A 13063-nucleotide genomic window follows, 5' to 3' on the forward strand; every position below is an offset into this window, starting at 1 on the left:
CCCAGCAGGTCGGAGACGTCCTCGGGCCCGTCGTCCGCGACAGTAGGCCTTCCGGCTATTCGTCGCCGCGCAGCTGGAAGTGCGCCAGCCGCCACCCGGCGAACGCGACGCCCGCCACCAGCACGAAGACCCCGGCGACCACGGCGTAGGTCAGGCCCATGTCGACCGGCATGTCGATGTCGGCGACGGCCTCGGTGACGCGCTGGGTGAACGACTGCACGGACACGTAGCGCAGCCCGGTGAGCAGGGTGCCGAGCCCGCGCTCGATGAGCAGCACGTAGACGAGCCCGGCGATCATCCCGTGCCGGGTCGCCGCCGACATCGCGGTGAAGAGCGCCGTGTAGAGGACGGCCCCGACCGCGCCGGCCACCGCGGATGCCAGCACCCACCGACCGCTCACCCCGCCCGCGAGCGCCGCGGCCGCGAGCCCGCCCGCGCCCAGGACGGCCGACACCCCGGCCGCGGTGAGCCACTTGCTGGCGGCCACGACATACCGGGAGACGGGGGTGGACAGGAGGTAGACGACCGAGCCGTCGTCGATCTCCGGGCCGAGGACGCCGTTGGCCGCGAGCAGCGCGACGAGCGGGACGACGACCGCCAGGCCGACCTCGACCAGGACGCCGCGGGCGCTGATCGCCTCGCCGGTGAGCAGCCGCACCACGACCGCCAGGAGCACCAGGACCAGCGGCAGCGCGGCGAGCACGAGTCCGCGACGCTGGCCGACGAGGGCCTGCAGGGCCAGCCTGCTGATGGTCGGGTTCATGACTGCACCAGGTAGGTGAAGACCGACTCCAGCGACTCGTCGGTCGGGGTGAGCTCGCGCACCGTGATCCCGGCGTCGCGGGCCAGGGTGGGCAGGGCGCGGGCGAAGTCGCCCATGTCGGTCACCTCCACGTGGACCTCGTCGGTGCCGGCCGTGCTCGCGAGCGCGACGCTGCGGACGCTGCGCTGACGCATGAGCGCGGCGGCCAGGGCCCGGTCGTCGCTACTGCGGACGGTGTAGCGGGTGGGGCGGTCGGTCATCAGCCGCCGGATCGCGCCGAAGTCGCCGCTGGCGGCGTGCCGGCCGGAGACGACGACCTCGACGTGGCGGGCGATGTGCTCGACCTCCTCGAGGATGTGGCTGGAGAAGAGCACGGTGCGTCCCTCCTCGCCCATCCGGGTGAGCAGCTCCATGAGGTGCATCCGCTGCCGCGGGTCGACGCCGTTGAAAGGCTCGTCCAGCAGCAGCACGCCCGGCTCGTGGACCAGGGCGCTGGCCAGCTTGGCACGCTGGCGCATCCCCTTGGAATAGGTGCTGATCGGGCGGTCGGCGGCGTCGACGAGGTCGACCTCCTCCAGCGCCCGCTGCGTCGCGCGCCGGGTGTCCGAAAGCTTGTGCAGCTCCGCGCTGGCCTGCACGAACTGGCGGCCGGTGAGGTAGGAGAAGCTCACCTCGCGCTCGGGCACGAGCCCGAGCTCGGAGTATGCCGTGACGTCCCGCCAGACCGGGCGCCCGCCCAGCGTGACCTGGCCCGCCGAGGGCGCGAGGAAGCCGGACATCATCGCGATGAGGGTGGACTTGCCGGCACCGTTGGGGCCGAGCAGGCCGGTGACGCCGGGGCCGATCGTCATCGAGACGTCGTTGACGGCGACGACGTTGCCGTACCAGCGGCTGACGTTGTCGAGGACGAGCTCGGTCATCGCGACCCCCTCGTGCGGTAGCGGCGGACCAGCAGGAGGAGCGCCGCCGCGGCGGCTGCCAGGGCGATCAGCAGCATCAGCGCCGCCGTCGTGGGGTTGTCCGGCGGCGTCTCGAAGGAGCTCGCCGCGTCGCCGAGGCCGTGCTGGACGGCGTCGACGAGGACGAACGGGCTGATCAGGCCCAGCCAGGCGGCCGCGTCCTCGACCCCCTGCTCCCGGCCGATCTCCTGCAGGATCGCGGTGGCGCCGAGCCCGAAGATCAGCACCACGATCGTGCCGCCGATCGCGAGGCCGCGGCGCATCGTCAGGCTCGCCGCGGTGGCGCCGACGGTCGCGAGGAGCACGGCCAGCAGCAGCGCGCCCGCGAGCGCCACGAGGAAACGGGGCAGCTCGTCCCTGACCTCGGCACCGGCCCCCAGTCCCCCGACGAACATCACCACCAGCGGCGTGACGACGAAGGCCAGGATCGCGAGCACCAGCGAGGCCCAGCGCACGAGCGCGAAGGCGGCCGGGCCGAGCGGCCGGGCGAGATAGAGGCTGATGGCGCCCGAGCGCAGGTCCCGGGTGAAGAGCACGGGAGCCTGCGCCGCCACGAACAGCGAGACGAAGGCCGCGGTCACCTGCTGGTAGCCGGCGTAGTTGAGCAGCTCGGAGTCCATCCCGACGAAGCTGATGATGCCGACGAAGACGATCGCCGGGACGAGCGTGACGACCAGCAGCCCGAACGGCAGGACCTTGGACCGCGCGGAGCGCCCGAAGCCGAAGGTGGACAGCGCCCCGTGCCGGAGCAGCCCGGCGACGATCCCCCACCGGCCCTCGCGGGGACCGGTGTAGGGGCGGTAGCCGATGTCGTGGATGACTCCCGTGCGCTCGCTCATGCCGGCACCTCCTCCCGGAAGACGTCCTCGAGCCGGCCCGTCTGCGGCTGGATCCGCACGAGGCCGAGGCCGAGCTCGGCCGCCAGGTCGCGCACGATGTCACGCAGGGCGTCCGGCGGCGCGTCGGCCGGGTCGATCTCGAGGAGCTGCCCGCGTGGCTGCCAGGCGACACCGCGCGCGGCGAGCGCCTGCCCCATACGGGACTGGGCGTCCTCGCCGAGCACCTCGACGAGGACGTGGCCGGTGTCGGCGGTGAACGCCGTGGTCGCCTCCGAGCGCAGCAGGTGGCCGGCATCGAGGACCACGACGTGGTCGCTGATCCGCTCCAGCTCGCCGAGCAGGTGGGAGGTGACCAGCACCGGTATGCCGAAGTCGTGGCCGATCCGCCGCACCAGCGCCAGCATGTCCTCGCGCGCCGCGGGGTCGAGGCCGTTGGTGGGCTCGTCGAGCATGACCAGACGGGGGTCGTGGACCAGGGCCTGCGCGAGCTTGGCGCGCTGCTTCATCCCCGTGGAGTAGCCACCCATGAGCCGGTAGCGCTCCTCGGCGAGGCCGACGTGGCGCAGCACGTCCGCGGCCCGCTCGCGGGCGGCGGCAGGCGGCAGACCGGAGACGCGGCCCATGTGGACGACGAAGTCGATGGCGCGCATGTCGGGCGGCAGGCAGTCGTGCTCGGGCATGTAGCCGACCGCCGTGCGGATCGCCTCGCCCTCTGTGCGGATGTCGTGGCCGAGCACCGTCGCGTCGCCGGAGGTCGGCGACAGCAGGCCGAGGAGGATCTTGATGAGGGTGGACTTGCCCGCGCCGTTGGCGCCGACCACGCCCGTCACCCCCTCCCCCACGTCGATGCTGAGCGAGTCGAGCGCCGCGACCTTGCTGCCCCCGTAGCGCTTGGTCAGCACCCTGGTCTGGATGACGGTCACGGGACGACCTTAGTCAGCGGGTCCGGGGCCGGCTGTGGGGCTGGCCCCCGTGTCCGACGGCGGTCAGCCGTCGGCGGTATACATGGACGACCATGACGACCCCGCCGACCACCCCCGCTCCCGGCCGCTCGGTCGTCGACCTGCCGAAGGCGCACCTGCACCTGCACTTCACCGGGTCGATGCGCGTCTCGACGGTGCGGGAGATGGCCGAGAGCCACGGGATGCGGCTGCCGCGTGCGTTCACGACGCAGTGGCCGCCGCAGCTGTCGGGCACGGACGAGCGCGGCTGGTTCCGGTTCCAGCGTCTGTATGACGCAGCCCGGGCGTGCGTGCGCTCGGAGGCCGACATGCGACGGATCGTCCGCGAGGCCGCCGAGGACGACGCGGCGGAGGGCTCGCGCTGGCTCGAGCTGCAGGTGGACCCGACGTCCTACGCCCCCTTCGTCGGCGGCATCACCCCCGCGATCGAGATCGTGCTCGACGAGGCCCGGGCAGCGAGCGCGGCGACCGGCACGCAGGTCGCGGTCGTGGTCGCCGCCAGCCGGATGCGGCACCCGTTCGAGGCCCGGACGCTGGCCCGCCTGGCAGCACGTCACGCCGGGGAGGGCGCGGGGACCGTGGTCGGCTTCGGGCTGTCCAACGACGAGCGGCGCGGCCTGACGAGCGAGTTCGCGCCCGCGTTCCGCATCGCGGCGCAGGCCGGCCTCGCCAGCGTGCCGCACGCCGGGGAGCTGCTCGGTGCCGACCACGTGCACGTCGCGCTCGACCACCTGCTGCCCGACCGGCTGGGCCACGGGGTGCGCTCGGCCGAGGACCCCGCGGTGCTTCGGCGGGTGGTCGACGAGCAGGTCACGCTGGAGGTGTGCCCCGCGAGCAACGTCGCCCTGGGCGTCTACCCCACGCTGTCCGACGTGCCGCTGCGGCAGCTGCTCGACGCCGGGGCACGGGTCGCCCTCGGCGCCGACGACCCGCTCCTGTTCGGCAGTCGGCTCGCCGACCAGTACACCTCTGCCCGCCTCGACCAGGGCATGGACGACGCTGCGCTGGCGCAGCTGGCGCGTGGGTCTGTCGAGGGCTCGCTCGCCCCGACCGCCGTGAAGCGGGAGCTGCTGGAGCAGGTCGACGCCTGGCTCGAGGGGCCGGGTAGCCTGCCGGTGTGACCGAGGGAGGGGCCGGGCTCCGCCCGGTGCGCGACCGTTGGGGTCGGCTGGGCGCCCCTTCCCCCACCAACCCGCTGAGGATGCCGCCCCGCGGCAGTCCGCCCACGACCTACCCGGTCGCGGAGCCGGCGCGGACCGCGCCGCTGCTGCGTCACCTCTCGGTGCCCGGTATGACGCTCGCGCTCGTCATGCTCTGGGTCGCGCTGACGCCGAGCCTGCTGCCGCGGGCCTGGTGGATGACCGCCGTGAACGTGGGCATGTCCACGGTCTACGGGTATGCCGTGGGCGACCTCCTGGGGCGGGTGGTCGCCTGGCTGGCGAGGCGCACGGACGTGCGGCTGACGCTCAACGCGTGAGATTGCTTCCCCACCGGCAGCAAGCAGTCCGACGCTTCCACTGCGGCAGCAAGCAGTCCGGCGCTTCCACTGGGGAAGCAAGCAGTCCGGCGCTTCCACTCCGGAAGCAAGCAGTCCGGCGCTTCCAGTGGGGAAGCACCGGATCCATTGCTTCCAGGGGGGAAGCGGTCTCACGTCGGTGCACACCCCCAGGGCCGGATGACGGTTTGTCCACAGAGCTGCCGAGGGCGGTGGATCGTGTGGGGGTCCTCGCGCGACCATCCTGGCCATGGCGAGGAGAAGACCGGAAGACGGCCCGCGGAGGGACGTCGGCCTCGCGCTGCGGGCGGACCGCCGGCGGCGGGGGCAGAGCCAGCGCGCTTATGCCGACCAGCGCGAGCTGAGCCCGAAGGTGCTGGCTACTGCGGAGGTCGACGCCGGATCGTTGAGCCTGGCCTCTCTGCTCCACCTCCTGCAGGGCACCGGGTACGCCCTGGCTGTGGTGCCATCGGATCACGCTGCCACTGCTGAGACGCAGTGGGAGCCCACCGATCTCGTGGCCACCACGCGATCGGGGAGCAGGTTCCCACCGCACCGGGAGGTCCGGGAGAGCGACGGGCCGCTCTGGTGGTGGTACCACGAGATGATGGGGCGCCGCGGGTCGGGGAGGAGACCGGGGTGGACCGCTGAGGGGTTCACTCCCCCGCCGGGGACTCGGTACGGGAAGAAGCCACGACCGACGGAGGAGGACGAACCGCCGCGGTGGCCCTACTGAGCGGGGTCGGGACTGAACGGGGTCGGGACTGAGCGGCGTCGGGACTGAGCGGGGTCGTGGGCGCGGGGCGGGGTCAGCCGTTGTCCAGCGGACGAAGGGCGCCGGTGATGACGACCTGGTCCGGGGTCAGCCAGGGCGCGACCGTCTCGCGGACCGCGTCGACCGTCTGCCGGTCGGTGACCACCACGCCGACGTCGAGCAGTCCGGAGACGCCGCTGCCGGCACCGAGCAGACCCAGCTCGGAGAAGCGCTTGGCCAGGGCGTCCTGCGCCGCACGGACGTCCTGCTCCGGAGGCAGGTCGCGCGACTCGACGCACAGTCCGCCCTTCCACACCTCGCGCAGCCGCCCGTGCGTCTCCTCCGCGTCGGTGTCGGACGTGACGACGACGTTGAACATGCTCGACCCGTCCGAGACCCACGACGTGACGTAGCCGTCCAGGTCCTGCAGTGCGCGCCCGAGCTCCTCCTGGTCGGCGGGATCGGCATACCCCTCCTGACCGCCCCGGAAGGGGTCGTCGCACAGCTGCGGGAAAGCAGACTGCTCGGGGGTGGGTCGCGCGAAGCCCTCGGGCGGCTCGGTCGAGACGGGGCGGGTCAGGGTGAAGGTGCCGCCCTCCCCGGCCTCGGCGTCGTAGGTGCCGACCACCCAGACGCCGTCTGCCCAGGTCACGCCCGCAGCACGCTCGGGCTGCAGCTCCTCCCAGGAGAAGGCACCCCTGAGCACCGGTCCACCGCACTGCGGCGGCAGGGACTCCGCGACCCCGCCCACGCAGATCTCCACCGGTGCGTCGGCGCTCGACTGCATGAGCATCCCGTGGCCGACCAGCTCCTCGCCCGGCTCCACGATCTGCACGTCCTCAGCCGTCGACGTGGGAGCACCGGCGTCGGTCGCGGTGCCGCAGGCGGCCAGGAGCAGGGGCACGACGGTGAGGCCGGCCCAGGAGGAGCAGCGCATGGTCCATCCTCTCAGCAGCTATTTCACCTGTGTCGGTGTCGCGCCAGGTGCTTCAGAGCTGGAGGCCCACGAGGACGGGCTCGTTGACCAGGCGCACCCCGAAGGCGGCCTCGACACCGTCGCGCACCTCGCGCGCGACGGCGAGCACATCCTCGGCCCGGGCGGCGCCACGGTTGGTCAGCGCCAGCGTGTGCTTGGTGGAGAGCCCGGCCGGACGACCGTCGAGCGTCGCGTAGCCCTTGGTGAACCCGGCCTTGTCGATGAGCCAGGCGGCCGAGGTCTTCACGCGGTCCTCCGCCCCCGCGGCGAACTCCGGCGGCACCGGACCACCGGGGCCCAGCCGCTGGGCCGCGCGCTCACGGACCGCGCTCATCTCCTCGAGCGTGAGGATCGGGTTGGTGAAGAACGACCCGCAGGACCACGTGTCGTGGTCGACGGGGTCGAGGACCATCCCGCGCTGCCGACGCTGCTCGAGCACCGCCTCCCGCGCGTGGGCCAGCGGCACCCGGGCGCCGAGGTCGACGCCGAGGCCGGTGGCGAGCGCGGCATACCCGACCGGCTGGGAGAGCTCGGTGGGCCGCAGCGAGAAGGTGACCGTCAGCACGACGTAGCGCGGCGTGACCTGCCCGGCGCTGATCATCGAGTCCTTGAGGAGCGAGTGGCGGTAGGAGAACTGCAGGTCCGAGGCGAACATCGTGCGGACACGACCCTCGAGCCGGTCCCAGACGCGGACCTGGGCGATCGTCTGGGCGACCTCCTGGCCGTAGGCACCGACGTTCTGGACCGGTGTCGCGCCGGTCGCGCCCGGGATGCCCGACAGCGCCTCGATCCCGGACCAGCTCTGCTCGACCGCGTGGGCGACGACGTCGTCCCAGACCTCGCCCGCCGCGACCGTGGCGGTCACTCCCCCGCAGGCCGTGTCGTGCGGGACGTGGATGCCGGTGGTGCGGACCAGCACGACCGTCCCGGGGAAACCGTCGTCGGACACGAGCAGGTTGGAGCCGCCCCCGACGACGAGCAACGGCTCGCCGGCCTCGTCGACCTCGCGCACGGCCTCGATCAGCTCGGCCTCGGTCGTCGCGGTGAACACCCGGCGCGCCGGGCCGCCGACGCGCATCGTCGTGAGCTGCGCCAGGGCTGGGTATGACGTGTCGGTCCGGGGGTCCACGGGGGCGGGGCCCCCGGGCGTCGTCATACGCGGACCACCGCCTGGCAGCGGCCGAGGACCTTCTCGCCGGCGCAGGTCGCGGTGATGTCCAGCGTCTCGGTGCCGGCCGCCTCGTCGGCCTTCTTCACCGCGCCCTCGACGAGCACCTCGACCGTCTCGCCCTCGGGGACGACGACCATGCCGGTGAACTTCGTGGCGCAGGACAGGACCCGGCCGGGGTCGCCGCCGACGTAGGCGGTCACGACGTCGAGCGCGGCGCCCATCGTCCACATGCCATGGGCGATCACGTCCTGCAGCCCGACCGAGCGGGCGAACTCGGCGTCCTGGTGGATCGGGTTCTGGTCTCCCGAGGCGTCGGCGTAGGCGACCAGGCGCGCCCGGTCGACGGTGACGGTGCGGCGCAGCGCGGCCGGGTCCGTGGTGAGCGCGGCCATCAGGAGTCTCCCCTCACGACGATGGTGGAGGTCACGGTCGTGACCGGCTGCCCGTCGGCGCCGCTCAGCTCGACCCGGGTGGTGACCATCCCGTGCCCGCCCGCCTCGCGCATGCGGTCGACGTGGAGCACGCCGGTCAGCACGTCGCCGGCCACGATGGGCCGGTGGTGGGTGAACCCCTCCTCGCCGTGGACGACGCGGGAGAAGTCGATGCCGGCCTCCGGGTCCTGGACCAGCTGGGACTCGCACTGCTGCGCCAGGCGGACCGCGAACGTGGGCGGGGCGACGACGTCGGCATACCCCAGAGCCTGGGCGACCTCGGCGTCGCGGTGCGCGTCGGCGGTGGAGCCGATCGCGTCGGCGAACGCGGCGATCTCCGCGCGGGTGACCGGGAAGGGGCCGGCGGGCGGGTACTCCCGGCCGGCGTAGTCGGTGTTCAGCGGCATGCGGGCCAGCCTAACGGGGTGGCGACGCCCGCGGTCCGCCCACGGGCGGGCGCACGGCATACCGCAGGGACGACGAAGGCCGCCACCCTGGACGGGTGACGGCCTCGCGTGTGACTGACGGGTGTCAGCGGGTCTCGCGGTGCGCGGTGTGCTTGCCGCAGCGCGGGCAGAACTTCGCCATCTCGAGCCGGTCGGGGTTGTTCCGACGGTTCTTCTTGGTGATGTAGTTGCGCTCCTTGCACTCCGTGCACGCCAGGGTGATCTTGGGGCGGATGTCCTGGGACTTGCCGGCCATGCTGCAACCTGCTCTCGGGAAAAATCGGTGTGGATCTGCGGGGTGGTAGCGGGAGCGGGGCTCGATCCCGCGACCTCACGATTATGAGTCGTGCGCTCTAACCAGCTGAGCTATCCCGCCTCGGGAGGCGACCCTGACGGGCCGGCCTGCCAGAGCCCCCAAACGGAATCGAACCGTTGACCTTCTCCTTACCATGGAGACGCTCTGCCGACTGAGCTATAGGGGCGGGCCGTGATCCTGGGAGACCGTGGTCCCTCAGGCAGCGAGAAGCAACTTTACATGAGGGTGCCGGACAGTTCCAAAACGACCTGCCCGGCACCCCGCCGCGGCCTGCTCAGCGGCCGCTGACCTGCAGGGACAGGTGCAGTTTCGCGCCGCCCTTGGACGTCACCGCCAGGTCGCCCGCGCCCGCGCCCAGGGCCCCGCGGAGCTCGACGGTGGACGGGAGCAGGATGGGCTTGGCCCACTGCGCCTCGACCGTGTAGCCCCCCGGCAGCCGGGGCTCGACGGCCGCGAGCGCCCGGGCGTGGGTCCACATGCCGTGCGCGATGGCGCGCGGGAAGCCGAACGCCTTGGCGCTGAGGGCCGAGAGGTGGATCGGGTTGACGTCGCCGGAGACCTTGGCGTAGCGCCGGCCCAGGTCCGCGGGGAGGCGCCAGCGCGCCACCTCGGGGCCCGGTATGGCGTGCCCGTCGGCTCGGCCGTGCTCGGTCGCGGGGGTGGCCCCGGTCGCCGGGGTGGCCTCGGTCGCCGGCCGGTCGGCCTTGGCCAGGTAGGTGCTGCGGCCCTCCCAGACGACCTCGGTGCCGACGCGGATCTCCCCCACCATGTCGACCGTCCAGCCCTTGCGGTGCGGAGCCAGGTGGTCGACCCACGAGGTGAGCGTGAGCCGCTCGGCGGCCCGGACCGGGCGGTGCTGGGTCATGACGTTGGCGACGTGGACCATCCCCAGCATCGGGAAGGGAAACTCCCGGTCGGCCATGAGTCGCACGTGCAGCGGGAAGGTCAGCACGTGCAGCCAGCTGGCCGGGACGACGTCGCCCAGCACGCCGCCGGTCACCTCGCGGTAGTCGGCCAGGCGAGCCAGGTCCTGCTCGAGGTCGGCCAGCACGTAGCGGTGCCTCGGCAGCGTGGGCAGCGCCGCGCGGGCGCGGGGCCGCAGCGCCTGCGGCAGCACGGAGACCACGCTCGGGGCGGACTCGAGCAGCCGGACGTCGAGGTCCTGGCCACCGTCGGGAGCGGAGCCGTTGTCGGGAGCTGAGTTGTCGGGGGCGGTCATCGTCAGGCCCCCAGCATGAGCTGGCCGTCGACGCGCACGACCTGGCCGGTCACGGCGCCGCTGGCGGGGTCGGCGAGGTAGCCGATCGCCTCGGCGACGTCGACCGGCCTGCCGGCCTGCTGGAGGCTGTTCATGCGCTCGCCGAGGGTCCGGGTGACCAGTGGGACCTTGCCCCACATCTCGGTCGCGATGACGCCCGGGGCCACCACGTTGACCGTGATGCCCCGCTCGGCGAGGCGCGGGTCGGCGCCCATCGCGCGGGCGACGCCGATCATCCCCGCCTTGGCGGCCGCGTAGTTGGCCTGCCCACGGTTGCCCGCCAGGCCCGTGACCGAGGAGACGCCCACGATCCGACCGTTGTCGTCCAGCCCGCCGGGCAGGTCGGGGTCGAGGAGCTGCTCGTTGATCCGCAGCTGCGAGGCCAGGTTGACCTCCAGGACGCTCGCCCAGCGCTGCTCGTCGGTGTTGACGAGCAGCTTGTCGCGGGTGATGCCGGCGTTGTGCACGATCGTGTGGATCCTGGCCGACGCCCCGAAGCGCTGCGCGACGTGCGCCGCGATGCGCGTCCCTGCGTCGGGTGCGGTGATGTCGAGCTGGAGCGCCTGGCCGCCGATGCGGTTGACGACGGTGGACAAGGCCTCGCCACCGGCCGGGACGTCGATCCCGACCACCAGCGCACCGTCGCGGGCGAAGGTCTCGGCGATCGAGGCGCCGATGCCGCGCCCGGCGCCGGTCACGACGACGATCTGCCCCTCGAACGGCCGCGTCTCGGGCGCAGCGGACGCCGCCGCGTGGCCGACGTGGAGGACGTCGCCCGAGACGTAGGCCGAGCGGCCCTCGAGCAGGAAGGAGAGGGTCGACGCCAGGTCGGCCGCCGTCGTGGGCCGGTCGGTCAGGAGGTCGACACGCACCAGGTTGGCGGTCGCGCCCTTGCGCAGCTCCTTGCCGACGGTGCGCGTGATGCCGTCGAGGGCCTGCTGGGTCGCGACGGCGGTCACCGCGCCGGCGCTCTCGGGCTCGAGACCGACGACGATCACGCGGCCGGAGGACTCGAGCGCCTTCAGCGCCGGGCGCAGCACGCCGCGCATCGTCTCGAGGTCGTCCAGCCCGGTCGCGGCCGTCGCGTCGACGACCACCGCACCGATCTTGCCCGGGTATGGCGTGGGCACCTCGCGGGTGCGCCCGTCCTCGTCGGTCTCGGTCACCCGGGTCCCGGGGGTGTCGACGAGCGCCTCCTGGGGCGTGAGGCCGAGCAGCCCGAGGCTGTCGGCCACCACCCCGCCGTGCCCCTGGGCCCCGCCCACGGCAGCCAGCACGACCGGCCCGGAGGGCAGCTCGCGCCCACGGCGCAGCCTGGTCGGCTGGGGCACGCCGAGCTGGCGGGCCAGCGGGTTGGTGGTGAGGATCTGCATGAGGTCGGCCATGGTCAGCACCCTTCCAGGATCGCGACGACGCCCTGGCCGCCGGCGGCGCAGATCGAGACGAGGCCACGGCTGCCCGGGCCCTTCTCGTGGAGCAGCTTGGACAGCGTCGCCACGATGCGCCCGCCGGTCGCGGCGAACGGGTGCCCCGCCGCCAGCGAGGAGCCGTTGACGTTAAGCCGGGAGCGGTCGATCGAGCCCAGCGGGGCGTCGAGACCGAGGCGGTCGCGGCAGAAGTCCTCGGACTCCCACGCGGCCAGGGTCGCCAGCACCGTCGAGGCGAAGGCCTCGTGGATCTCGTAGTAGTCGAAGTCCTGGAGGGTCAGCCCCTGACGCGCGAGGAGGCGCGGCACGGCATACGCGGGAGCCATGAGGAGGCCCTCCTCGCCGGAGACGTAGTCGACCGCGGCGACCTCGGCGTCGACGAAACGCGCCAGCGCGGGCAGCCGGCGCTCCTCGGCCCACTCGCGGGAGGAAAGCAGCACGAGCGCGGCGCCGTCGGAGAGCGGCGTGGAGTTGCCGGCCGTCATCGTCGCGCCCTCGCCCTTGCCGAAGACCGGCTGCAACGTCGCGAGCTTGTCGACCGAGGTGTCGGCCCGCAGCCCCTGGTCGCGGGAGAGCCGGAGGAAGCCGGTCGCGAGGTCGTCGAAGAAACCCTCGTCCCAGGCGCGGGCCAGGTTGTGGTGGCTCGCGGCGGCCAGCTCGTCCTGGGCCTCGCGGGTGATGCCCCACTCCTTGGCGGTGCGGGCCTGGTGCTCGCCCATCGACAGCCCGGTGCGGGGCTCAGCGTTGCGCGGGGTCTCCGGAGCGAGATCGCCGGGGCGGATGCCCGCGAGCGCCTTGACGCGCTGCATCGGGGTCCTGGCGTGGTTGGCCTTGATGAGGGCCTTGCGCAGGCCCTCCCCCACGGCGATCGGGGCGTCGCTGGCCGAGTCCACGCCGCCGGCCACGCCGGAGTCGATCTGGCCCAGGCGGATCTTGTTGGCCACCTGGATGACCGTCTCGAGACCGGTGCCGCAGGCCTGCTGCAGGTCGTAGGCGGGCGTGCTCGGGGCGAGCGCGGAGCCGAGGACGGACTCGCGGGTGAGGTTGAAGTCGCGGGCGTGCTTGAGGACGGCTCCGGCGGCGACCTCGCCCAGCCGCTCGCCGGCCAGCCCGTAGCGGGCGACCAGCCCGTCGAGCGCGGCGGTGAGCATGGCCTGGTTGGAGGCCGCGGCATACGCCCCGCCGGCCTTGCCGAAGGGGATCCGGTTGCCGCCCACGACGACGGCGTCGCGCAGGGCGGAGGAGGACTGCTCGGACATGGATCGG

At 73.2% G+C, this 13063-nt stretch carries 14 protein-coding genes and 2 tRNA genes; 2 read left to right on the forward strand and 14 right to left on the reverse strand.

The features are described from left to right. Positions 1–55 precede the first annotated feature (55 nt). From IEV65_RS11815 to IEV65_RS11830, 4 genes are read right to left on the reverse strand one after another with little or no spacing between them, the layout of a single operon-like run. Positions 56–763 (reverse strand): ABC transporter permease subunit, encoded by a 708-nt coding sequence (locus IEV65_RS11815; protein ID WP_188431051.1) that lies wholly within the window; start codon positions 761–763, stop codon positions 56–58. Beyond that, positions 760–1683 (reverse strand): ABC transporter ATP-binding protein, encoded by a 924-nt coding sequence (locus tag IEV65_RS11820; RefSeq protein WP_188431053.1) that lies wholly within the window; start codon positions 1681–1683, stop codon positions 760–762. The genes IEV65_RS11815 and IEV65_RS11820 overlap by 4 nt, the downstream gene beginning before the upstream one ends. Beyond that, positions 1680–2561, reverse strand: coding sequence for an ABC transporter permease (locus IEV65_RS11825; protein WP_188431055.1), 882 nt, complete (start codon positions 2559–2561; stop codon positions 1680–1682). The genes IEV65_RS11820 and IEV65_RS11825 overlap by 4 nt, the downstream gene beginning before the upstream one ends. After that, entirely contained in the window at positions 2558–3484 is a 927-nt protein-coding gene (locus IEV65_RS11830) for an ABC transporter ATP-binding protein (protein WP_188431056.1), read from the reverse strand. Before IEV65_RS11830 ends, IEV65_RS11825 begins: the two co-directional genes overlap by 4 nt. A gap of 92 nt (positions 3485–3576) precedes the next feature. Here IEV65_RS11830 and IEV65_RS11835 point away from each other — a divergent pair, with 92 nt between their 5' ends. Together IEV65_RS11835 and IEV65_RS11840 are read left to right on the forward strand one after the other, a co-directional pair. Further along, positions 3577–4644: an adenosine deaminase gene (locus IEV65_RS11835; protein WP_188431058.1), complete on the forward strand. Its 1068-nt coding sequence runs from the start codon at positions 3577–3579 to the stop codon at positions 4642–4644. After that, the gene (locus IEV65_RS11840) at positions 4641–5000 is read left to right on the forward strand and encodes an alpha/beta-hydrolase N-terminal domain-containing protein (protein WP_229735224.1); all 360 of its coding nucleotides are present in this window, start codon (positions 4641–4643) and stop codon (positions 4998–5000) included. The genes IEV65_RS11835 and IEV65_RS11840 overlap by 4 nt, the downstream gene beginning before the upstream one ends. 827 nt (positions 5001–5827) lie before the next feature. On the opposite strand, the gene IEV65_RS11845 is transcribed toward IEV65_RS11840, so the two are convergent. The 10 genes from IEV65_RS11845 to IEV65_RS11890 all read right to left on the reverse strand — a co-directional run bounded on the left by IEV65_RS11845 (position 5828) and on the right by IEV65_RS11890 (position 13056). Then, positions 5828–6709, reverse strand: coding sequence for a hypothetical protein (locus tag IEV65_RS11845; protein ID WP_188431060.1), 882 nt, complete (start codon positions 6707–6709; stop codon positions 5828–5830). A gap of 52 nt (positions 6710–6761) precedes the next feature. After that, complete coding sequence (locus IEV65_RS11850; protein ID WP_188431062.1) at positions 6762–7904, reverse strand: UDP-N-acetylmuramate dehydrogenase; 1143 nt, start codon at positions 7902–7904, stop codon at positions 6762–6764. After that, positions 7901–8311, reverse strand: a complete 411-nt coding sequence (locus IEV65_RS11855) for a MaoC/PaaZ C-terminal domain-containing protein (RefSeq protein WP_188431064.1) — start codon at positions 8309–8311, stop codon at positions 7901–7903. The genes IEV65_RS11850 and IEV65_RS11855 overlap by 4 nt, the downstream gene beginning before the upstream one ends. Continuing rightward, on the reverse strand, positions 8311–8757 hold the full coding sequence (locus IEV65_RS11860) for an FAS1-like dehydratase domain-containing protein (protein ID WP_188431066.1): 447 nt from the start codon (positions 8755–8757) through the stop codon (positions 8311–8313). Before IEV65_RS11860 ends, IEV65_RS11855 begins: the two co-directional genes overlap by 1 nt. Positions 8758–8881: 124 nt before the next feature. Then, positions 8882–9052: a 50S ribosomal protein L33 gene (gene rpmG / locus IEV65_RS11865; RefSeq protein WP_097188228.1), complete on the reverse strand. Its 171-nt coding sequence runs from the start codon at positions 9050–9052 to the stop codon at positions 8882–8884. A 43-nt stretch (positions 9053–9095) separates the two neighbouring features. Continuing rightward, positions 9096–9172: transfer RNA gene (locus tag IEV65_RS11870), tRNA-Met, on the reverse strand. 33 nt (positions 9173–9205) lie between these two features. Continuing rightward, positions 9206–9278: transfer RNA gene (locus IEV65_RS11875), tRNA-Thr, on the reverse strand. 108 nt (positions 9279–9386) lie between these two features. Further along, positions 9387–10331 (reverse strand): MaoC/PaaZ C-terminal domain-containing protein, encoded by a 945-nt coding sequence (locus tag IEV65_RS11880; RefSeq protein ID WP_188431068.1) that lies wholly within the window; start codon positions 10329–10331, stop codon positions 9387–9389. Between the two features lie 2 nt (positions 10332–10333). After that, positions 10334–11755: a 3-oxoacyl-ACP reductase gene (locus IEV65_RS11885; protein ID WP_188431070.1), complete on the reverse strand. Its 1422-nt coding sequence runs from the start codon at positions 11753–11755 to the stop codon at positions 10334–10336. Between the two features lie 2 nt (positions 11756–11757). Beyond that, entirely contained in the window at positions 11758–13056 is a 1299-nt protein-coding gene (locus tag IEV65_RS11890; protein ID WP_188431072.1) for an acetyl-CoA C-acetyltransferase, read from the reverse strand. Between the last annotated feature and the right edge of the window lie 7 nt (positions 13057–13063).

Source organism: Ornithinimicrobium tianjinense (assembly GCF_014636495.1).
Taxonomy (GTDB): domain Bacteria; phylum Actinomycetota; class Actinomycetes; order Actinomycetales; family Dermatophilaceae; genus Ornithinicoccus; species Ornithinicoccus tianjinensis.